The organism is Telluribacter humicola, from assembly GCF_017355935.1.
Taxonomy (GTDB): Bacteria; Bacteroidota; Bacteroidia; order Cytophagales; family Spirosomataceae; genus Telluribacter; species Telluribacter humicola.
On the sequence record NZ_JAFIQT010000007.1, the window covers coordinates 310,849 to 332,676 of the forward strand.

15 protein-coding genes are annotated in these 21,828 nt (G+C 52.0%); 7 read left to right on the plus strand and 8 right to left on the minus strand.

Translation table 11 applies throughout. From position 1 onward, the window contains the following. Window positions 1–24 precede the first annotated feature (24 nt). The 3 genes from gatA to JUB14_RS23895 form a co-directional block, all read right to left on the minus strand. On the minus strand, window positions 25–1,467 hold the full coding sequence (gene gatA / locus JUB14_RS23885) for an Asp-tRNA(Asn)/Glu-tRNA(Gln) amidotransferase subunit GatA (RefSeq protein ID WP_207509370.1): 1,443 nt from the start codon (window positions 1,465–1,467) through the stop codon (window positions 25–27). A 126-nt stretch (window positions 1,468–1,593) separates the two neighbouring features. Further along, window positions 1,594–1,800 (minus strand): Sec-independent protein translocase subunit TatA/TatB, encoded by a 207-nt coding sequence (locus tag JUB14_RS23890; protein WP_207509371.1) that lies wholly within the window; start codon window positions 1,798–1,800, stop codon window positions 1,594–1,596. Window positions 1,801–1,869: 69 nt separating this feature from the next. After that, complete coding sequence (locus JUB14_RS23895) at window positions 1,870–2,301, minus strand: YkvA family protein (RefSeq protein ID WP_207509372.1); 432 nt, start codon at window positions 2,299–2,301, stop codon at window positions 1,870–1,872. Window positions 2,302–2,491: 190 nt separating this feature from the next. Between JUB14_RS23895 and mdh the strand changes: the two genes are divergently transcribed. Together mdh and JUB14_RS23905 are read left to right on the plus strand one after the other, a co-directional pair. Further along, window positions 2,492–3,424, plus strand: coding sequence for a malate dehydrogenase (gene mdh, locus JUB14_RS23900; RefSeq protein WP_207509373.1), 933 nt, complete (start codon window positions 2,492–2,494; stop codon window positions 3,422–3,424). 240 nt (window positions 3,425–3,664) lie between these two features. Further along, window positions 3,665–4,507: a CHRD domain-containing protein gene (locus JUB14_RS23905; RefSeq protein ID WP_207509374.1), complete on the plus strand. Its 843-nt coding sequence runs from the start codon at window positions 3,665–3,667 to the stop codon at window positions 4,505–4,507. A gap of 87 nt (window positions 4,508–4,594) precedes the next feature. Here the strand turns inward: JUB14_RS23905 and JUB14_RS23910 are convergent, their stop codons facing one another. Together JUB14_RS23910 and JUB14_RS23915 are read right to left on the minus strand one after the other, a co-directional pair. Next, window positions 4,595–5,995: a hypothetical protein gene (locus tag JUB14_RS23910; RefSeq protein ID WP_207509375.1), complete on the minus strand. Its 1,401-nt coding sequence runs from the start codon at window positions 5,993–5,995 to the stop codon at window positions 4,595–4,597. A gap of 499 nt (window positions 5,996–6,494) precedes the next feature. Continuing rightward, window positions 6,495–8,969, minus strand: coding sequence for a zinc-dependent metalloprotease (locus JUB14_RS23915; RefSeq protein ID WP_207509376.1), 2,475 nt, complete (start codon window positions 8,967–8,969; stop codon window positions 6,495–6,497). A 116-nt stretch (window positions 8,970–9,085) separates the two neighbouring features. Between JUB14_RS23915 and JUB14_RS23920 the strand changes: the two genes are divergently transcribed. From JUB14_RS23920 to JUB14_RS23935, 4 genes are all read left to right on the plus strand, one after another. Next, on the plus strand, window positions 9,086–10,399 hold the full coding sequence (locus JUB14_RS23920) for a cryptochrome/photolyase family protein (protein WP_207509377.1): 1,314 nt from the start codon (window positions 9,086–9,088) through the stop codon (window positions 10,397–10,399). A 122-nt stretch (window positions 10,400–10,521) separates the two neighbouring features. Then, entirely contained in the window at window positions 10,522–12,984 is a 2,463-nt protein-coding gene (locus tag JUB14_RS23925; protein WP_207509378.1) for a TonB-dependent receptor plug domain-containing protein, read from the plus strand. Between the two features lie 8 nt (window positions 12,985–12,992). Next, window positions 12,993–15,332, plus strand: a complete 2,340-nt coding sequence (locus JUB14_RS23930; RefSeq protein ID WP_207509379.1) for a TonB-dependent receptor — start codon at window positions 12,993–12,995, stop codon at window positions 15,330–15,332. Window positions 15,333–15,334: 2 nt separating this feature from the next. Next, complete coding sequence (locus tag JUB14_RS23935; RefSeq protein WP_207509380.1) at window positions 15,335–16,381, plus strand: DUF4249 domain-containing protein; 1,047 nt, start codon at window positions 15,335–15,337, stop codon at window positions 16,379–16,381. A gap of 76 nt (window positions 16,382–16,457) precedes the next feature. Here JUB14_RS23935 and JUB14_RS23940 read toward each other — a convergent pair whose 3' ends face one another. Further along, complete coding sequence (locus JUB14_RS23940; protein ID WP_207509381.1) at window positions 16,458–17,132, minus strand: peptidoglycan DD-metalloendopeptidase family protein; 675 nt, start codon at window positions 17,130–17,132, stop codon at window positions 16,458–16,460. 222 nt (window positions 17,133–17,354) lie between these two features. Here JUB14_RS23940 and JUB14_RS23945 point away from each other — a divergent pair, with 222 nt between their 5' ends. Continuing rightward, window positions 17,355–18,869 (plus strand): peptide MFS transporter, encoded by a 1,515-nt coding sequence (locus JUB14_RS23945; RefSeq protein ID WP_374757830.1) that lies wholly within the window; start codon window positions 17,355–17,357, stop codon window positions 18,867–18,869. Window positions 18,870–18,947: 78 nt separating this feature from the next. On the opposite strand, the gene JUB14_RS23950 is transcribed toward JUB14_RS23945, so the two are convergent. Next, window positions 18,948–21,410 (minus strand): carboxylesterase family protein, encoded by a 2,463-nt coding sequence (locus JUB14_RS23950; protein ID WP_207509382.1) that lies wholly within the window; start codon window positions 21,408–21,410, stop codon window positions 18,948–18,950. Between the two features lie 193 nt (window positions 21,411–21,603). After that, the coding region (locus JUB14_RS23955; protein WP_207509383.1) for a hypothetical protein at window positions 21,604–21,828 on the minus strand (225 nt) is incomplete at its 5' end.

Here is a 21,828-nt window from a genome sequence, read left to right on the forward strand (position 1 = left end):
TAATTTATTAATAGTCAACTCTTCTTATGCATTTTCAGCAGCGTTGATCAAGTCCATCAGGTAGTTAGAGAAGGCCAGCAGATGCTCCTCCGCGAAGGGCCGGGACATCAACTGAAATCCGATGGGTAGTCCGGCAGCATCTGTACCATTAGGTACTGATATGGCAGGAGCCCCTACTACATTGGCTTGTACTGTGAATATATCCGCCAGGTACATTTGCAGGGGATCATCCATCTTCTCACCCAGACGAAACGCCGTAGTGGGAGTTACGGGTGAAACTAGAAAATCGTACTGGGTAAGTAACCGTTCAGTTTCCTCCTTTATTAACTTTCTAACGCGTTGCGCCTTCGTATAGTATGCATCGTAGTAATTTGCGCTTAAAACAAATGTCCCCAGCAGTATACGTCGGCGTACTTCGTCCCCAAACCCTTCAGTACGGGACTTCTTGTACAGGCTTTCCAGATCTTTGGCTTCGGTACTCCGGTGGCCATAGCGTACCCCATCAAACCGGGATAGGTTTGAGCTGGCTTCGGCCGTAGTCAGTATGTAGTAGGTAGGCAGGTAGTAGTGAAGAAGGGGCATTTCGATAGGCTCTACCACGTGGCCCTGCTCCCGAAGCTGATCCAGCAGCATACTGGTTCGCTCGCGAATGGCAGGCTCTACGGCTTCACTTTCGATAGCCTCGCGCAGGTATCCGATGCGGGCGGTACCCTTCCACTCGAGTTGTTGACTATAAGCAGGTACTTCCCGGGTAGAAACAGTACTATCGTATTCATCGGGCCCGGCCATTACTTCCAGAAGTAAAGCGGCATCCTCTACACTCTTAGTGATGGGACCAACACAGTCAAAAGAAGAAGCATAAGCAAGTAGTCCCCAGCGCGAGATACGCCCGTAAGAAGGCTTAAGACCTACCACATTACAGAATGCAGCAGGCTGGCGTACGGACCCTCCGGTATCACTCCCGAGCGAAGCGTGGCATAAGCCAGCCTGTACGGCAGCGGCAGAGCCCCCCGACGAGCCGCCGGGTACGCGATCCGGGTCAGCAGCATTACGAACGGGACCAAAGTAGGAGCTTTCATTGGATGAGCCCATCGCAAACTCGTCACAGTTCTGACGACCAATGACGATGGCATCTTCATCCAGTACACGTTGTACAGCCGTAGCCGTAAAAGGAGAATTATAACCGTCCAGTATGTGGCTTCCCGCCTGCACTCCATGCCCCGCATGGCAAAGTACATCCTTAACGCCCAGTACCATTCCGGCTAGCCTGCCGGCCCGGTCTTCGTGGATACGGGCATCTACTTCACGGGCTCTTGACAGCGCCTCGTCAGCATATACTTCTACAAATGCATTGAGATGACGGTTAGACTCGATTCGGGCGAGGTAGTGCCCTACTAATTCTTCACAGGTAGTAATTCCTGCACGCAGATCGTGCTGTATATCAGCCAGCGTCAGGTACTCTTTCAAATTCAGACAGGTTGAAAGGTTACACAAAAAAACTAAGAGCCGTTCTTAGTTGGTCTACGAAAAACGGCTCCTTTAAATAAGATTTAATACCTTAAGGTAAGTGGCTATAGGTACCCTGCAGGGTGATTAGTTAGCAGGTGAGTCCTCGATGCTCTTCTCGATATTCTCTTTTACATCTTTAGTAGCACTCTTGAACTCCTTAATGCCCTGGCCCAGACCACGCATCAGTTCAGGAATCTTCTTGGCGCCGAAGAACAAAAGAATGAACAAGGCTACCAGGAATATCTCCTGTCCTCCCAATCCCATAAATGCCAAAATCGATACGAATTCCATGCTTATTGTTGTTTTATTATGATTACAAATTTAGGGATTCTTTCTTAGGATGAAAGAATTTTTAAACATTTATCCAATATTAATGACCTGCTTCTGCTTCTCCCAAGCGCTGAACTTTTGGATTTCTCCGCCCAGTGTCTTGAATAGCCAGCCTAGCAGTGCCAGGTCATCCGCTATACCGATGATTGGCAGAAAGTCAGGGATCAGGTCAATGGGCGATACGAAATAAATTAAAGAGGCCACTACCTTCACAAAACTACTGGTAGCAATACCCCGGTATTCACCACTGGCATACGACCGAACCATTCGGACCAGCAACTGGAGCTGATCAATTACATCAGTAAGGCCGTTGCGCATCCCCTTTTGGTTTGACTTCTGTAGTACCTGCTGTACCAACAGGAGCAGCGCTGCCTTGTTTTTACTTAAACGACCAGCCTTCCCCAGGGCCTTACTAAAAAAAATAGAACGTAAAACGCGAGTAATGAGTGAGCTATTTGCCATGGTGTGTAATAAGGAAAGAATTTAGGTTTAGGTATATAACTATGATTTTTAAATAAAAATTGCATCTCCCTCTTATGCAAACAATTTCCTTTCAAAAAAAATCCCTATCTATGCCTAAAACAAATAAAGTGTCCTATTTTTGGACAAAATGGAATATTTCTAACTTTTAACTTCTTACAAATCACTTAACATGAAAATAACTGTAGTAGGGGCTGGTGCCGTGGGGGCGACCACTGCCGATAACATCATTCGTCGTGAGTTGGCTGAGGAAGTAGTTCTATTGGATATTAAAGAAGGTGTCAGCGAAGGCAAATCACTGGACATGTACCAGACCGCTGCTCTGCTGGGCTTTAATACCAAACCCATTGGTTCTACTAATGATTACGAAAAAACCAAAGGTTCGGATGTAGTCGTGATCACATCTGGTCTGCCCCGCAAGCCTGGTATGACCCGCGAAGAACTAATCGGAATCAATGCCGGAATTGTAAAATCAGTGACCGAAAATATCCTGAAATATTCACCCAAGGCCATTATCCTGGTAGTATCCAACCCAATGGATACCATGACGTATCTGGCGCTGAAAGAATCAGGTATTCCCAAGAAGCGTATCATTGGTATGGGCGGAGCGCTGGACAGTGCCCGCTTCAAGACCTACCTGGCGCTGGAAATGGACGTGTCGCCTAACGACATCCACGGTATGGTAATCGGTGGACACGGTGATACAACCATGATCCCACTGACTCGCCTGGCTACTTACAACGGTATTCCGGTAAGCCGCTTCCTGTCGGCCGAAAAGCTGGAAAAAGTTGCCGCTGATACCATGGTAGGTGGCGCTACTCTTACCAAGCTCATCGGTACTTCGGCCTGGTATGCGCCAGGTGCTGCCTCAGCTATGATCGTAGAGAGCATTGTCCGCAACCAGAAGCGCATTGTACCCTGCAGTGTGATGCTGAACGGCGAGTACGGCCAGAAAGACATCTGTATGGGTGTACCTGTAGTAATCGGACGCAACGGCTGGGAGAAAATCATTAACCTACGCCTGAGCGACGCCGAAAAAGCAGCATTCGAAAAGTCAGCCGAAGCCGTTCGGAATATGAATGGTGCCCTGAACCTGAGCGTGTAGATTGATCTGATCAGTTAACTAATCAGATATTAAAGCCCCCGCCGGAGTACCGGCGGGGGCTTCTTGTTTACCGGTATTCAACTATTTGGCAGCCTCGGCTGTGTCCGAAAAATATTTTTTAGCCACAAACAGCATACTCCACTAGTAATCAATTATTTATTTAATAAATTTATACTCTTACAAGTCGCTTCTTTTCCTTTGCCAATCCACCACTTTTTTCCACACTTAACCAATCACTCGATGAGAAATCTGTCCACTTTTTTGTCGGTAATCATCCTGATCAGCCTGCTGTCGGGATGCAAGGATCATGAGTTTGATAATGTCGTTTCCCAGACCGGACTCGCCCTAAGTCCCTTACAGGAAGTACCTCAGAAGAACAGCCCGGCTACGGGAACGGCTACTGTAGATTATGACCTGGGTACCCGGATGCTAACCTTCACCCTCACCTGGAACAACCTGACGGGTATACCCACCGGATCTCATATCCATGGCAAGGCCGCCCGGGGGAGCAATGCCGGAATTCTGTACGATTTCACAGCCATGCTTCCCAAGACCACATCGGGTACCTTCACCCATTCGGTACAGGTAGATGGGAATATGCTCAAGCAAGAAGATCTACTCAATGGGTTGTACTACTTCAATATCCACACAGCTGCCAATCCGGGCGGTGAGATCAGGGGACAAATCGAATTCTATGACCAACCTTTTATGGTCGTGAAGATGGGGCTCCCGGTTGAAGGATCGCAGGAGGTACCGCCAAGGGTTACTCCGGCAACCGGCAGTGTGGACGTCATATACAACAAGAATACGAAACTACTGAGCTACTTCATTACGTGGAGGGACCTTACCGGAAATCCGGTTGGCTCGCATATTCATGGTACAGCCCCCAGAGGTGTGAATGCAGGGGTTCAGCATGACTTTACCGCTCTGCTACCTGCTGCTACCTCAGGCGCCGTTTCTAATTCAGTACTGGTCGACGGGGTCAAAATCAAGGAAACAGAGCTGCTGAATGGCCTGTACTACTTCAACATCCATACCCCTACCTACCCGGGTGGTGAGATCCGAGGACAGATCGAGTTTTAATATTTTTGTAGGGTATACAACAGCAGAGGCTGCCTCACTGAGGCAGCCTCTGCTATATTTATATTAGTAATCAGTACTGATTTCTTACTAGATTGATATCTGATACTGCAGTACCCAGGCTCCCCGGCGACTGGAAGGCGACAGCAGATTGGCCGTAGTACTAGCCCGATAGACGGGGCGATTCTCGTAATTCAGAGACATTTTGGCCGTGTGGCCTTTAATAAGCCAGTTCATACCTACGTTCCATACGTTCATACCACCTTCCAGACGATCATAGGTAGCATGCTGTAGAGAGGCGTAAGGGAGTAGTGTCCCCTGCTCACCCAGCAACCCATCCCGGAACTTATACCCGGCCTGTACATATATAACGTTACCGGTTCCAAACATTGGAAAGGCATTGCCCTGAGTACCACCTACGCCCGGCAGCGGTTGCGTAGTACCACTGGCGGGATTCATGAGGCCATTGTAGCGCAGGTACCCTTGCCCGTAGTCGGTACTAAAATAGCCCAGATAGGACGATACCGCCGTACCCTTCGCCCGGTCCAGAGGCATATCCAGGTAGCCGGCCACCGACCACAGATTCAGACTATTATAGGTAGTATCCGCTCCCTCTCTGCGCCAGGTCGCATTTTTCTGATTGATAAATCCGACTTCCAGGTTAAGTACCTTACGGCGGCCCAGGTAAGTACCTGTCATATACCCGGGAGTAGTATTGTCTTCGGTGTCAAAGAAATTATAAATAAACAGTCCGTTAAACTGCTTACGGTGGTTACGCATGGCAAAGGTTGAATTGGTACCTAGAGCCGGAGGTACTGCTCCGTTGGTTTCGATGGGAAATGGATCCGAAACGGCTATACGGTAGTTCAGTTTCCCTATCTGTCCGCGGGTATACACGCTCAACTTCCGGGCAAACTCATCGGTCTGGTCTACGGTTGACTGTGCAAATACAGGTACATCCATAGTCAGGATAGAGCCGATACTGGGCTGCGAAAATCGTGACAAGCCCCCTACAATAGTCAGTCCTCCTCCAAATCGAACAAAATTGGTACCTCTGCGGTAGACTTCATATTCGCCCAGTGCATCGTGAAAGAAGGCGGCAATCTTGCGGTTACTAGGGGTACCATTGCTATTATAACCGGGGAAGGCATTCAGGCGGTTGAAGTTGTTCATCCCGAACTGGGTATAGAAAAATACCTGGTCGGTCAGCTGACCGAATAGCTGCAGGCGGGTACGGCGAAGACCGATATCAAAGGCCTGGTCACGTGGGTCACCCATCACGGTAGTACCCGGATTGCTGTTGTTGAGGCGTAGCCAGGTCTGGTTCAGAAAGGTAGCTTTGATGTAATGAGTACCCGACGGATTAAAGTTATACCGGATATCATTGCGGGTGTCAATGTTGGATTGTGCATCGGCCGCCGGTTCACTGATTGGATTTTGGGCAAGAGCAGTTGATGATAGTGTAAGAAATGCAAGTACTATTTTTTTCATAAGATGAAGCTTTGGACTGGTGCACGAAGTAAGCACCCGATCCTTGTCGTAGAGTTGAAACAAACCATAAAGTCACTAAACAGAGTATTCCCCCCTACTGTTTCTACTGAAATTAATATTTTAATATTTTACTTTCTACCCCTGCTCCTCCCACTTCTCCCCCTGCAGCACGGACAGGCGAGGTATAATTTTCACTGCCGGTAATGTAGTCTGTACTGTGGGACTATAGCAATAGTACAAAAAGGGCTCTAAACTTTCACGAACAGATTTATCTAAAATGGACAGCCAGCATCTTCTTGTACTAAAGCTATAGTACTCTTGGTATACTTATTCCTTTTGTTGTACTTTATTCAGCCTGTGCTCGCAAGGGCTTCTTTTGCTTCCTGCCACTGGTATTCAATATGATCGACCGTAGTTGAATAGAAATAAGAGAGGCTGGATGTGCGTCCAGCCTCTCTTATTTTAACAACTCGACAAGCTAATAACTAACAACTACCACCTACTCCTCCCAGCCACATACCGGCTCCAGCCACTCCTGACCGGGATCGATAGGGGCACCGTCGGGTACCGGGTTTATTTTCAAGACCGGGAAGTTTTGTGATTCCCCCTTTTCAAACAGCTCGATGCGTCGTAGTGCAAACTGGTAGTGCGCCCGGTGCTGCTCATCTACGCCGTACTGCTTTTGGTCAATCCAGGTCTTGAGATCGTTGATCTTGAACTGAGCCATGGCCCGGGCCGCCGGGGAGGTGTTGGTCGTTTCGGCCAGCCCGATCAGGTACTGCAGGATCAACTGCTCGATCTGCCTCCGGATGGCAGCCTGGTAGCTTTCGCGTGTAGGCGTCTTGTTTTTCCAGGTTTCATCAATCAAGCCATCTATGACTTCACCCAGTCCTGGCAGCGAGGTATCTACCGCCCGCTGTGCTTCCAGTCGGCTTGCCCGCTCCGCATTCAGCACCAGTGAAAGTACCAGGTTAGTTGCAGCCTCGGCTGGAGCTAGCGGATCAAAGGTGAGGCCGGTGCGCCGGGCAAATACCTCTCTGGGATTAGCACTATACCCAAACGGTCGCGGAGGGATCAACACCAGCACCGGCCTGGGCAAAGCCAGTACATCGGGACGGATAGAGGCCAGTAATGTACGCAGGGCCCGGCGCTGCTCACCGCCTTCGACGGGCTTATAGATGGTCTGCCCGTCGCCCCGCAGGGCATAGGTATAGGTAGCCCCTCCCACTATTTTGGAAGCCGCCTCCACCTGATAGCGGTGAAACAGGTACATCGGCACCAGTACCTCTTCCAGCGTAGCCAGTGGCATCCCCACTGGTATTTTATTTTCCTTGAACTGACTCAGCGCAATCTGCCGTACTTTCATGACCCGCTCCAGCTCATCCACGACGTTGCTACCCCCGTCCCAAAGGTGCGTTTTGGGATGAGCGCTGCTGGCCGGACGCGCATCCTGATCACTCAGGAATCCCAGGCCCCGCTGCAGGTAGGCCGTTATGATCTGGTTCAGTGAATCTTTTTCGTTGACTCCTTCCGGAAAATCGCTGTAGGCGTAGTTGATAGCTACTTTATCCCATTCACCGATGCCGGTCGCGTAGGCATTGGAGAGGTCGAGGGTACTGTCATTCTTTATCTCTACGTGCGGATGCGGATAGTCCATTACCGAAGAGCGGTCACTCACACTCGCCACGTAGTTGTGAGGTAGTCCCAGCGTGTGCCCGATTTCATGAGCCGATAGCTGACGCAGGCGGGCCAGCGACAACTGCATCATCTCATCCGATACGGGCTGCCCTTCTTCGTATTTGGCCACCAGTCCCTGCGCGATCAGGAAGTCCTGCCGTACCCGCAGCGAGCCCAGCGTCACTTTCCCTTTCAGGATTTCGCCCGTACGCGGGTCTATGATACTGGCTCCGTACGACCAGCCCCGGGTAGAGCGGTGTACCCACTGAATCACGTTGTAACGAATATCCATTGGGTCGGCCGTATCGGGTAGCATCTGGACCTGAAATCCATCAATAAAGCCTGCCGCTTCAAAGGCCTGATTCCACCAGGAAGCTCCTTCCAGCAAGGCCGAACGAATGGGTTCGGGCGTGCCGGGGTCGAGGTAGTAGACAAGAGGCTCTACGGCTTCACTCATGGCTGCCGTGGGATCTTTCTTCTGGAGGCGATGCCGAACCAGGTACCTTTTTGCCAGCGGTTCCCCTACGGGCGAAGCATAGTCGTAAAATTCAAGCCCATTGACACCCGCCCGCGGATCAAACATCCGTGGGGTGTACCCCGAGTCGGGCAGCTCCACAAACGAATGGTGCTGGTGCATGCTGACGGCGGCGGTTGAAGGTACTACCGATCGGAGGTAATTGCCTGCATTGTCGCCCACCAGCGTAATGATGGTCTCGAACTCTGTATTCTTTGGAAAGTTTTTGGTGCGCTCCAGGTACATCGCGGAGCGTGAGGCATCCAGTCGGTAATTGCCCTGTTTGGTCTGGCTAATGTCCTGCGCGGCTCCTACGGCATCCTGCATCAGGAAAGGCGTCAGGTCTACCAGTACCCGTCCGTACGACTCCGCCGCTACTTCAAACCCCCAGTGGATAGAGCGGGCGAAAGATTCCTCCACGGCCTTACGCTCCAAAGGATCGGGGCTGAGGGCACGGTAGCGGTAGTTCGGCTCCACCATCAGTACCTTAGGACCAACCCGTTCAAAGCGGATGATATGCGCCTCCCCCAGTCGGCCCCGGTCCAGCCCGATGTCGTTGGAGCCTACTCCCTGCGCCAGCGTGGGGTAGTACAGTAGCTCCGTGTTCAGCTGGTTTATTTCCAGCCAGATCTTTCCTTTTTTTGCATCCCAGTAAAAGGGCAGAAAGCCCTCTTTCCTTTCCATCTCAGACGTAAAAGTCTCGATGGTAGGCGTGGGGGTCTGAGCCAGGGCGAGTGCCGAGGATATATATAGAAATATTCCTAAAAGGTAGAATTTACGCATATCGAATGGAGTTGGGTCAGAATAAATAATGCATAAATATAACTCCTGCCAAAGATGTTGCCAAACAAACTATTTCAACGGCAAGTTACGCCCCTTTGAAAAGTAAACCTGATTGTATGCCCCTCCCTCCTATTACTATCTTTTGGTTCCGGCGCGACCTGCGCCTCCACGACAATGCTGGTCTGTACCACGCCCTGCGATCGGGCCACCCGGTACTACCCTTTTTTATCTTTGACCGCGCCATCCTCGACGGGCTCGACCATCCGTACGACCGCCGGGTCGAATTCATCCACTCTGTCCTAACTGATTTACAATCAGAATTAGCCGGTATGGGTACCAGCCTGATGGTAAAGTATGGCAATCCGCTGGAAGTGTGGAAAGAGGTACTGCAACAGTACGAGGTAACCGAAGTGTATACCAACCATGACTACGAGCCTTATGCGCAGGAGCGGGACAAGGTTATTGAAGAGTTGCTCCGGGACAAGGCTATCTCTTTCAAGACCTATAAGGATCAGGTCATTTTTGAAAAAAAGGAGGTACTTAGCGGCCAGGGAACACCCTATACCGTATTCACCCCGTACAGCCGGAAGTGGAAGGATCAGCTTAGCGATTTCTATAAGGGCTCCTATCCTACCGCTAAGTACTTTCACCACTTCTATGAGACCCAACCACTTCCCGTTCCCACGCTGGAACAGCTGGGCTTTAAACCTATGGGTGAACCTTTCCCAGTCAGGAGCGTGCGGGAGGAGCTGCTTCAGAAGTACCACGACCTCCGCGACTTTCCGGCTGTACCGGCTACCTCGCGACTGGGAATTCACCTGCGTTTTGGTACAGTGAGTATCCGGGAACTGGTCCGGAAGGCGCAGCAGCACAGCGCTACTTTTCTTAGTGAGCTGATCTGGCGCGACTTCTACCATCAGATACTCTGGAACTTCCCGCAGGTAGGCCGCGGCGAAGCCTTCCGCCCTGAGTACGACCGCATCCGGTGGCGTAACAAGGAGGAGGAGTTTCAGAAATGGTGCGAGGGGAAAACGGGCTACCCGCTGGTAGACGCCGGGATGCGGGAGCTCAATGCTACGGGCTTTATGCACAACCGGGTCCGGATGGTTACGGCTAGCTTTATGGTCAAGCACCTGCTCATAGACTGGCGCTGGGGCGAGGCCTACTTTGCCAGCAAGCTACTCGACTATGACCTGGCCTCCAACAACGGAGGCTGGCAGTGGGCCGCCGGATCGGGTACCGACGCGGCCCCCTACTTCCGGATATTCAACCCGACCGCTCAGGCCACCCGATTTGACCCGCAGAAGCTGTACATGAAGCAGTGGATACCCGAACTGAATAGCCTTGACTACCCGACTCCCATTGTGGACCATTCTTTTGCCCGCGAACGCTGCCTGAAAGTATATAAAGAAGCTCTGGGCAAAGCCTAAGCCTGATTATTGTAATAAACAAACAGGAATCCCGGTAGGTACACTTGGGATTCCGACCTTTGAGCAGTACATTAGTACCTCTATATAATCCTATCACTCGATTGGGTTTAGATCTCTCTGCCATGAAAAAGATATACCTTGTACTGTGGGCAAGTCTTGGACTGCTGGCGTTCCAGACGCTGAATGACGGACCACTCCGCACTATAGCCAACCAGCTCTTCAACTATTTACAAACCTATCCCTCGGAGAAGGTATACCTGCACACCGATCGGGAGGTATACGCTGCCGGTGATAACCTCTGGCTGAAGGCCTACCTCGTGGATGGCATCCTGCACCAGGCTGATTCTATTAGTGGCACCCTGTACGTACAGCTTACCAACGAGGAAGGAGCTATACTGGAAACGCGGGTACTTCGCGCCGAAGATGGCTATGCCATCGGCGACTTTGCCCTGAATGACTCTCTCCCGGACGGTCCTTATCAACTGGTAGCCTTTACCAACTGGATGCTGAATAGTAGCCCGTCCTACTTCTTCCGTAAGACGATCAACATACTTAATTCTCGAGAGGAGCCCAAGGTCACCGCTGCTCCCAAGCCGGCGCTGGATGTCCAGTTCTTTCCCGAAGGAGGCAACCTGGTGACAGGCGTCCGCAGCCGGGTAGCTTTCAAAGCCATTAATGGATCAGGACTAGGGGTAAAGGTAGAAGGCTCGGTAGCTACTACGGATGGGCAAGAGGTAGCGCTTATCCAGTCCGAACATGCAGGTATGGGAGCGTTTCTCTTAAAGCCTGAAAAAGGAAAGCAGTACGTCGCTACCATCAGGAGCGATGATGGCCTCACCCAGCGGTTTACCCTGCCCGCCGCCCTCGATAGCGGCGTAGTACTCACCGTAGATAACTCCATAACGTCTAGTATCAAGGTATCGGTTACGGAGTCTAATCCGGGTTCGCAGGCGCTGTACCTGGTAGGTCACGTGCGGGGACAGGTACGTTTCCTGGCAGACCTGCCCAAGGGGCGAAGTCCTTACTTCTATATCAACCGGAAGCTGTTTCCTGACGAAGGTGTTATTCATTTTACCGTATTCAATCAGCAAATGACGCCGCTGAGTGAGCGTCTTATTTTCAGTACAAACAGAAAGCCTCTTACTGTCGAAATACAACCTGATAAAGCTACCTACCAGCCCTACGAAAAGATAAATCTGGCTATTACTGTCAAGGACGCGGATAACCAACCCGTAGCCGCCGAGCTATCACTGGCTGCTACCGATGCAGGACTGGTACCTGCTACCCCCGGTGGCCGACTCCACGGCGGCCAAAACATATACAGCTACCTGCTGCTCAGTTCTGATCTGAGGGGGTACATTGAGAATCCCGACTACTACTTCAATCCGGAGAATGAGAAAGCGGCCTCTCACCTCGACCTGCTGATGATGACGCAGGGCTGGCGACGGTTTGTGTGGAGCGAGGTACTTCGTGATGTGTACGCTCCCCCTACGCATGCTATACAGTCGGCCCTGCCTGTAAGCGGCAGAATACTACTCCCTCCCGGTAACAAGCCAGCCGAAGATCTGAACTTCTCGCTCTTTGCCCAAACCAATGACCAGCAGCAGGTACTAAGTGGTATTACCGAAACGGGCGGAAAATTTACCATACCGGATGGCGCTGTCTATAATAGTACTACGCAGTTTCAGGTCAAGTCGCGCCTAAAGCAAAATCTGAACGTACTACTGGACCCACTGACAGTACCTACTCCTACACAGGTACCGATCTCTTTCCGCTTCCAAGCGGCTAATCGTACTGAGTACAGCTCTTTCCTGAAAAATGCGGAAAACTGGCAGGAGGTTAGTCAGTTGATCAGGCAGGAGGAACAAAACAGGGCTACTGCCAAAGCTACCGGACCGGATGATGAGGAGGGGGACAGAAAGGGCCGGAAAAGCAAAAGTACCGCTAATAAAAAACCCCGGCAAGGTATAGACCCTCGCCGGAATACCTACGGGATGGCTGATACCTCCTTCCCACTGACTGACAATATCCGCAATGGCTTTTCAGATATACTCCAGGTGCTGAAAGGCCGGGTACCTGGTGTAACGGTTTCCGGTGATCAGGTGTTGATCCGGGGAATCAGTACCATCATGGGTTCCACCGAACCCCTGTTCCTGATTGATGGAATACCCTCTTCAAAAGGTACGGTGCTGTCGCTGTCGGTACGGGATGTGGAGGCAATCGATGTGCTGAAAGGGCCCTCTGCCTCGGCCTTCGGAACGCGAGGCTCTAATGGGGTTATCAACGTACTGACCCGGCGCTACGAAAAAGAAGCTCCTGATACTGGCTCCAGCGCCCGCAATACCATTGGTTACGCCATAGCGCGAGAGTTTTACGCGCCCCGCTACGATGCTGTAAAGCCTGGACAGTTTCCGGACCGTCGTCCCACCCTCCATTGGGTACCCTCTATCAAAACGGGAGCAGATGGTAAAGCCACCGTCAGCTACTGGAACTCGGGTAGCCCTACTACGGTAGAGGTAGTGATCCAGGGAGCTATACCAACGGGTAAATTTGGTACGGGTACAGCAAGCTACCAGATCCGTTAATTGCCCCTATGAAAACAAAACTACTATTCACATTTATATTCGTATTGGGCCTGATGGGTGAATCCTGGGCTCGTGCTATCCTGAGCGGTACCGTTCGGGATGCTACTACCAAGGCCCCTCTGTCCGGGGTAACGGTATATGTACTTGAACTGCAAAAGGGCGCTACCACCGATGAGAGCGGCCGGTACTCCCTCACGCTCCCTCTGGGTAGCTACACCATCCGATTTACGGGGATAGGTCACTACAAAGTCAACCGTGCCATCCGGCTGATGGATGATATGACGCTGGATGTGGAGCTGCTCCCTGCTATCACCGAGCTGGACGAACTTGAAGTAAAAGGGCAAAAGGACGATGCCAATGTACAGAGCAGCGACATGGGCATCGTCAGGCTGAATGTGGCTACACTTAAGAAGATACCGGTTGTATTCGGAGAAACGGATATCGTACGGTCGCTGATGATGCAGCCGGGTATCAGCAGTGTCGGTGAGGGCGCCGGAGGCTTCAACGTCCGGGGCGGGCGGGTAGATCAGAACCTGGTACTACTGGACGGGGCGCCGTTGTTTAACACGTCTCACCTGCTGGGTTTCTTTTCGAATCTGAATCCCGATGCTATTCAGGACGTAACGCTGTACAAAGGTACCTTACCAGCCCGCTACGGCGGCCGCCTCTCCTCAGCCTTGGTCATGAACACCCGCAGTGGCAGCTCCGACCGCTGGAACATCAGGGGGGGCGTGGGTACCATCAGCAGCCGCCTGGTCGTAGATGGCCCTGTACTTGGCAATAAGCTGACACTCATGGCGGGAGGGCGACTTGCTTATCCCAACCTGATCATCGGACTGTTCCCGGACCTGTTTGAAGGGAGTAAAGCCTCCTTCAGCGACCTCAATGGCAAGCTTACCTACCAGCCCAACGACCGCCACCGTGTAGCGCTATCAGCCTACCACAGTGCCGACCGCTTCAAGTTTCCGGCCGATACGACCTACAGCTGGAAATCGGGTACCGCTACCCTACGATGGAATGCACTGTTAAGCCCCACCCTGTCCAGTGAAGTATCGCTCCTCCAAAGTACCTATGAGTTTAATGTGGGCAGCCCCAAACCATTCTATGAGTTTTCGCTCCGTTCCCACATTCGCCAGCGTGAGGCCAATACTGGATTTACCTTTACGCCCCATACCTCCCACCGGATAGAAGCGGGTGCAGGTTTCATTCACTACCAGCTGCAGCCCGGCCAATTACGTCCGGCGGCGGCCGAGTCCAGCATTCGCCCGCTATCCATCGAAACGGAGCTGGGGCAGAAACTGAGCGCCTATATACAGGAGGAATGGACCCTGAACAAAGCAGTTACCCTCACCGCCGGGCTCCGGTACGTGAGCTTCCATACCCTCGGCCCCTACACCCGCTACCTCTACGAAGCCGGAGCCCCCAGCAGCCCCGAAACGATCACTGACTCGATCAGCTACGGCCGGGGTGAGCGGGTACAACAGTACGGAGGCTGGGAGCCGCGCCTGGCGCTACGGATAGGGCTGGGGCCTCAGCAGTCCGTGAAGCTCAGCTACAATCGTTCGCGGCAGTTTCTGCACCTCATCTCCAATACTACCGCCATCTCACCGGTGGACTTCTGGAAGCTGAGTGATCCGTTTGTGCCTCCGCAGGTCGCAGATCAGTACTCCATCGGCTTGTTCCGTAACTGGAAGGACAACATGTTTGAAACTTCCGTGGAGGCCTACTACAAAGACATCACCAACCTGGTGGAGTACCGCAACGGCGCCGAACTCCTGCTGAATCCCTACCTGGAGACGGCCTTGCTCAGTGCCCTGGGAAAAGCCTACGGTCTGGAACTGGCCGTGAATAAAACCAAAGGTCGCCTCACGGGTACCTTCAACTATACCTACTCCCGCTCACTGCTGGCTACCCGCACTGCATTTGCCAGCGAGGCTATTAACCGCGGCGAGTGGTACCCTACGCTGTTTGACCGCCCCCACATGGCCAACCTGACGGGAAGCTACCAGCTAGGAAAAGGTTGGACCTATTCGGCCAACTTCACCTATACCACCGGCCGTCCCAATACTTATCCCGACGGACAGTACATTGTAAACGGCATTCCGATGATCAACTACTCCCAGCGCAACCGGGACCGCCTGCCCGACTACCACCGGCTGGATATGTCATTCAGCTACGATAGCCGCCGCACCCGCCAGCAGACCCGGTACAGCATCTGGGCATTTTCGGTATATAACTTTTATGGCCGCCGGAATCCCTACTCCATCTACTTCCAGAACTTCCGATCGTACCAGCTTTCGGTGTTTGGAAGTATCATTCCTTCCGTCACCTGGAACTTTCATTATTAGCCATGCTTAAAGCTTTACAAAAACCTCTACTCTTTCTGCTGGTCGCCTACCTCACCGGCTGTGTGGAAGAAATACGGGTACCGATCCGAAGTACCGAGCCGCAGTTGGTGGTAGAAGGCCGCATCACCAGCGCCGGTGGCCCCTACACCGTCCGCCTGAGCCGCAGCGGCAACTACAACGCCCCTGATTCGTACAAAGGCTCCGCTGTGACGGGTGCTAAAGTGCAGATTTTTGAAACGACTACCGACCGGAGGGTAGACTTGCTGCCCGTGGATGAGCAACCGGGGCTGTACCAGAGCCAGGATAGTACTTTTGTGGCTCGTGCCGGTCAGTCGTACGAGGTCCGGATAGAGCTACCCGAGGGAAAAGTATTTGTGTCTGAACCCGAAACTATGCCCAAAGCTGTACCGGTCCAAAACCTCACCGCCCGCTTTACGACCAATACCGGCCGGGTAAGTGATACTCCTTTTGGCTACGAGATATTCCTGGATACGCAGGACCAGCCCGACCAGAGCAACTACTACCGCTGGACGGCCCATAGCGTCATACGTCGTGAATCCATTGGTCTGCGCGATTTCGGTGGCTTTTTTCACAAAAAATTCTGCTGGACGCCTGTGTTTGACAATGATATACTCATTTATGCCGACACCTACTCCAACGGCCAGCCCATTCGGGAGCAGTATGTGTACCAGTCACCCGTGTATATAGTAGGCAAGCATTTTGTGGAAGTACAGCAATACTCTCTGACGCGGGAGGCCTACCAGTACTGGCGCAAGTTCAATGAGCAACGTCAGCGGATAGGTACCATCTTTGACCCGATCCCTTCGCCTGTTTATGGCAATGTCTACAACGCGGCTAACCCTACCGAGCGGGCACTGGGTCTTTTTGAAGTAGCCGGAGTCAGTCAGAAACGGCTGGTGGTACCGGGGGATACACTGAGCGACGCTTACCTGAAGATTCAGACCTTCCGCTACGTCATACCCGGTGACTGTCGCCTGGTTTTTTATCAGGGCAACGAGATGCCTCCTCAAAACTGGCTGGGACAGTGACCGTTTATCAGAGTATTGCCAAAGGTAGATCCGGCTTTAGTACTGGATGTCGCAGTGTGTAAAATGGGAGAAATTACTAATTAGCGCGAGGTACCCGCAGCATCAGATTAGGGTCCGGACATAGGGCCAGGTACTTTTCCCGGTCCCGCAGGGTACATACGCCGGGGTAGTCGCCCTTATAGGTACCCATATCCGCAATGATCTGAAAGTGGAGATGGGGTGGCCAGTGACCGTTTTCGGGATAGGGGCCAATAGCCGTGAACACTTCTCCCGCCGCAATGGCCTTACCCTCGTACACCCCTTCCAGCGAAGCCAGCGTCAGGTGACCATACAGGGTGTAGAAATGAACCTCTTCCAGTTCGTGTTCCAGGATAATAGCCGGGCCGTAGTCGCCGAAGTTGTCATTGAATGCAAAACTATGTACTTTACCTGCCAACGGAGCACTGACTGGTGTACCGGCTCTATCCCAAATATCAATGCCCAGATGAATGCAGCGGGGTTCCTCTTCCAGTTTACCAAAGTGGGCGCTCCGGCTGTATATGACCCGGTGTTCGTTGTACCCGCCTACCCCAACGTACCGCCCCCCTTCCAGCAGATTATCAAACACATAGCTATCAAAAGCAGTAGTATCAGTAAGATCCAGAGGTGTAAGACTAGCATTGGAAGCAGTGAAATCAAGCCAGCGGTACGGCTTTGATGGAACTACCGGAGCAAAGAAAGCATAGCCCTGGAGCAATTGACTTAGGTTCATTCGAAGGAGTATTAATATTGGACGGACAAGTTACACAAAATGCCCATGTCTTGCCGTTTACATTACTCTAAAGTACCCTCAAACAGGTATACGAATAGGGGTGGCATACCAGAATATCGGCTGTAATGTCCGGCTTACATATTGGGCCAATATTCCTATCTTGCAAACATTTCTTTTTAAAAACTAATCGTACTCATCAACCGAAAACATTACGTATAACGTATGGCATCAACTGTAACGCAGATGGAAGCACCACTAAAGCAGAAACACCCGCGAGGGCTTTATGTGCTTTTCTTCGCCGAAATGTGGGAGCGCTTCAGCTACTACGGCATGCGGGCTATCCTGCTTCTTTTCTTAATAGATAATATCAAAGGGGGAATGGGCCTCAACGAAGCCGAGGGGGCCGCTATTTATGGTCTTTATACCGCTTCAGTATACCTGCTTTCCCTGCCGGGCGGCTGGATGGCCGACAACATCCTGGGCCAGAAGAAGGCCATCTGGTACGGCGGTATCGTGATTATGCTGGGGCACATCGTACTGGCTATCCCCGCCGGAGCGGCTATTTTTTATCTGGGTCTGGTGCTGGTAGCCCTGGGTACCGGTCTGCTTAAGCCCAATATCAGCTCTATAGTTGGCGAGCTTTATCCCGAAGGCGGAGCCCGTCGTGACGCCGCTTTTTCTATTTTTTATATGGGCATCAACCTGGGCTCGTTCCTGGGTATTACTATAGTAGGTTACCTGGGTCAGAAGGTCGACTGGCACATGGGATTCGGAGCGGCAGCCGTAGGTATGCTTTTAGGGCTGATCGTATTCCGGTACGGCAGCAAAAAGTACCTGGAAGGTAAAGGCGAGCCTCCTGTACGGGCACCGCAGGATACTACCGCGGTAGCTACCGGCTCTACCAACGAGCGCATCATCGGATACGGGATCATCGCCCTTATGGTGGCGTTCCTGTCCGTTCTTCAGCTCACGGGTGCTATTGACCTTACTACGGCACAAGGACTGGCGCAGGGAGCAGGTATCATCATTGTTTCGGTATCGTTCTTCTATTTCATTTATATCCTGGTAGCGGGTGGATTGACTCCCGAAGAGAAAAGACGCGTCGGTGTATTAATTGTATTCTTCCTGGCGGCGGCTCTTTTCTGGTCAGGGTTTGAGCAGGCTGGTTCGTCCTTACAGATCTTTGCGGATCGTCATACTGAGCGTACCATTGGGGATTGGGTCATTCCTTCGAGCTGGTTCCAAAACTTCAACCCCTTCTTTATTCTGCTCTTTGCCCCGGTACTGGCCAGCCTGTGGGTGTATCTGGCACATCGTAACATCAACCCATCTACGCCCGTCAAGTTTGCGATTGGACTTATCCTGCTGGGTCTGGGCTTTGGCGTGATGGTACTGGCGGCTAATAATGCCGTAACCGGTGAGCTGGTATCGCCCCTATTCCTGACATTTACGTACCTGTTGCATACGCTGGGTGAGCTTTGCCTCAGTCCGGTGGGTCTAAGTACCTACACCAAGCTGGCACCTAAGCGCTATGTGAGCCAGCTTATGGGTATCTGGTTTGTGGCGGCTTCGCTGGGTAACCTGATCGCGGGCCTGTTTGCCGGTAACTTCGACGAAGAGAACGTACAGCAGATGCCGGCCCTGTTCAACCAGGTGTTCCTGTTTGCGGTAGGCTTTGGTATATTACTCCTGCTCTTCTACAAACCCATCAAGAAGTGGATGGGTGGTATTCAATAATAAGAAGCTTAAAGTACTAATAAAAGCGAAGGCGGCTCCCATGGGAGCCGCCTTCCTGGTTATAGGGGTAGGAATAGTTTATTTGTTTATTACAAATTCTCCCTGCTCTACCGACCAATCGTTCCCTAGGAAGCCGGCCATCTTGATGCCCTTGATGCCGTCTTTGAGCATATCCAGCGAGAAGATCATGACATCGGCGAAGCCGCTACCACCGCTGAAGTACTGGTTGGCGTTGGCAGCCTGCATCCCTTTCAGACCCGTACCCGTCACCACGGCTACAGAAGCCGTGCGGCTGTCGGAGCGGGGCCACGCGAAGTAAGCGCCCAGGTCGTCGCCCGTGAAGCGGGAGTTACCGGCAACTACTCCTCCTTTCTGTACCTTGATGGGGCAATCAGCCAGTACCTTATTCCAGGCGGAGTTGGTGGTAGCGTTGCCGTAGATAATCACTCCACGGTCGGGGTACTGGGCCGGGTTGAAATCTTTATCTGCAACCATGTCAATGGCTCCGTTAGCACGGAAGTACCAGGTTTCGGCATCGTAACGGGCTTTGTTGAAGGCCCAGGCATTTTCTTCCTTAGTACCCGTAGTACCATATACAAATACCATCCGGTTGTTGAAAGGCTCTTTCAGAGTACCGTACCGATGTACGCCCTTCTGACGGGCATCCGGTGCGGTGGCGGTTTGCCACTGGCTCTCCTTTTTTAGGTAAATAGTTTCACCAGCTGATTTGACTACGTAGTTGATAGTCTGCAGGCTATCCAGTGTCACCTTTACGGTATCTCTGGGTTCAAAACCTTCCAGGCTAAACGACAGCAGGGCTACATTCTGCGTTGAACCAGTTATGGCTTTTTTCTTATTATCCCGGCTTAGCTGAATACGGCTATACTGCAAGGGTGATGCTTGCTGGTGAATAGTAGCCCAACGCATAGTACCCGATACACCCGGATTGGCCGTGGTGAAATCAATAGCAAGAGCGGCGGTATCCTTAGGGATGCGGTGCCAGCTAAAGAAGTTAAAAAGCGGTGCCCAGTCTACACTCTCATCACTATACCAGTGCGAGCCACCAGGATACTCGTAGTAGCTAAAGTCTGTATGGAAAGTACCGAGCAGCTTCCGCATCTGACGGGCGTACTCTACCGATACTACCGGGTCGGCATCGCCGTGCACGACGTACACGCCCAGTGGCTTGTAGTTAGTAGCCAGTGCCAGTACATTACTAGGGTTGCTGGCCCGTAGCAGGATACCCTCCATTGGTGAGCGGGCCTGATCGGGTATTTGTCCGTCGTGAGAGCCGTAGGCCGCTAGGGTCGGATAACCCGCAGAGGGCGCTATAGCCGCCCAGTTGCCGGGATACGTAGCTCCCAGGAACCAGGTACCGTGCCCGCCCATGGAGTGACCCGTCAGGTAGATACGTGCCGGATCAGGATTAAATTTCTTCTTGGCAATATCCAGCACTTCCAACGCATCCAGTCGTCCCCAGTCTTCCCAGTTGAAACCACGTGGACGGCGGTTAGTAGGTGCTACCAGTACGCCCCAGTCCTTAGGTTTGTAAGCCCGGGCCTGGTTAATGGCCTGTACTTCGGCCCCGTGTACTGATAAGAACAGAGCCGGTGCCTTGCCATCCGGCTTTTGCTGAGGTGCCACACTGTAGTACTGTACGCTGCCGTCGATGTTGCTGACAAAGGTGCGGCTGTAATGCTTGCCATTCTCTATTGTTTCCAGCTCAAACTCTTTCTGGTCTACTACTTTACTACCCTGCCGCAGAGACACGCTAGCGGTATGCTTTCCTACCGAGAGGGCATTGCTGGCATTTACCTTGAAGCCTACCTTGCGGGTAGTCATGGGAGCTATGGCAGGCAGGGTAGTTACTACCTCGCGGCCCTGCAGTGAGCTTACCGCCTGTAGACCCGTCAGGGGCTTCTCAGTTGTATTCATCACTACCATACCTACCCAGAGTGAGTCGTTGGATTCAGCAGGTACTATATGCGGGATGGTCATATCCGCCTTGCTCAGCATGACGGGCTTCTCCGGGAACTCCAGACGGGCAGTAATACCTCCCCAGCGACCGTAACGGGCTACGCGTATATAGATCTCGTTTTGTCCCTTTTTGAGCTGTACCGGCAGGTGCATCCAGCCATAGCGATACATATCACCACCGCGAGGTGCTCCGTTGACGTATACCATATCGTGTCCGGTTACAGTAAGCAGGGCGGTCTCCGCTTTGGGAGAGTTATAGGTCAGGTAGAGGTAGCCGTTAGAGAAGGCGTTGCTACGGAAGCGGTGGGCGGTATCGGCTTTCACCGTTTGCCACGTTACAGGTTTTCCCTGCTGGTCGTTGAGTAATACAGCTCCGTCGGCGGGTTTAGCGAGGGTACCCTTGTAAAGCTGGTACGCGAGCTGGTCGGTATATAAGGCTTCCCGTCCGTAGGTATGGCATGGACCTGCCCCGAGTCCTTCGCTAAACCAATGAGTCTTCTGGGCTTTTACATAGCTGGTGCCAGCCAAAAGCACCAGTAAGTAAACCAGTAAATGCTTTTTCATTACTTAATTTTGATAAATGGTAGAGTTGAAGAGTTGTGCTATAAAATCAGGATTTAACCTGAAAGTACTTCTCCAAAAATAGATATTTATTAGGAAGTATTACCATATTATTAAATTATTTTAAATACAGCTAAAGTAAAAAGGCAGATCTTCCCGGAAAGATCTGCCCTTATCTAAATCAACTTTGCGTAAGTTAAATCACGGCCTTTTTCCGGGCCTCTCTGCGCTGCATCCGCTTGTCCAGCGACATCAGGAATGCCGGCAGCAGGATCAGGTTAGAGGTCATACCCATCAATAGGGTGATGGACACCAGTATCCCCAATACAACGGTTCCCTGGAAGGTAGAGGCGCCAAAGATGGAGAATCCCGCGAACAGGATAATGGCGGTATAGAACATACTGATACCCGTCGACTGGAT

Coding starts and splice junctions, on each gene's coding strand:
- JUB14_RS23890 (WP_207509371.1), bottom strand. CDS start 1,800: ATGGAATTCGTATCGATTTTGGCATTTATGGGATTGGGAGGACAGGAG.
- JUB14_RS23895 (WP_207509372.1), bottom strand. CDS start 2,301: ATGGCAAATAGCTCACTCATTACTCGCGTTTTACGTTCTATTTTTTTT.
- mdh (WP_207509373.1), top strand. CDS start 2,492: ATGAAAATAACTGTAGTAGGGGCTGGTGCCGTGGGGGCGACCACTGCC.
- JUB14_RS23905 (WP_207509374.1), top strand. CDS start 3,665: ATGAGAAATCTGTCCACTTTTTTGTCGGTAATCATCCTGATCAGCCTG.
- JUB14_RS23910 (WP_207509375.1), bottom strand. CDS start 5,995: ATGAAAAAAATAGTACTTGCATTTCTTACACTATCATCAACTGCTCTT.
- JUB14_RS23915 (WP_207509376.1), bottom strand. CDS start 8,969: ATGCGTAAATTCTACCTTTTAGGAATATTTCTATATATATCCTCGGCA.
- JUB14_RS23920 (WP_207509377.1), top strand. CDS start 9,086: ATGCCCCTCCCTCCTATTACTATCTTTTGGTTCCGGCGCGACCTGCGC.
- JUB14_RS23925 (WP_207509378.1), top strand. CDS start 10,522: ATGAAAAAGATATACCTTGTACTGTGGGCAAGTCTTGGACTGCTGGCG.
- JUB14_RS23930 (WP_207509379.1), top strand. CDS start 12,993: ATGAAAACAAAACTACTATTCACATTTATATTCGTATTGGGCCTGATG.
- JUB14_RS23935 (WP_207509380.1), top strand. CDS start 15,335: ATGCTTAAAGCTTTACAAAAACCTCTACTCTTTCTGCTGGTCGCCTAC.
- JUB14_RS23940 (WP_207509381.1), bottom strand. CDS start 17,132: ATGAACCTAAGTCAATTGCTCCAGGGCTATGCTTTCTTTGCTCCGGTA.
- JUB14_RS23945 (WP_374757830.1), top strand. CDS start 17,355: ATGGCATCAACTGTAACGCAGATGGAAGCACCACTAAAGCAGAAACAC.
- JUB14_RS23950 (WP_207509382.1), bottom strand. CDS start 21,410: ATGAAAAAGCATTTACTGGTTTACTTACTGGTGCTTTTGGCTGGCACC.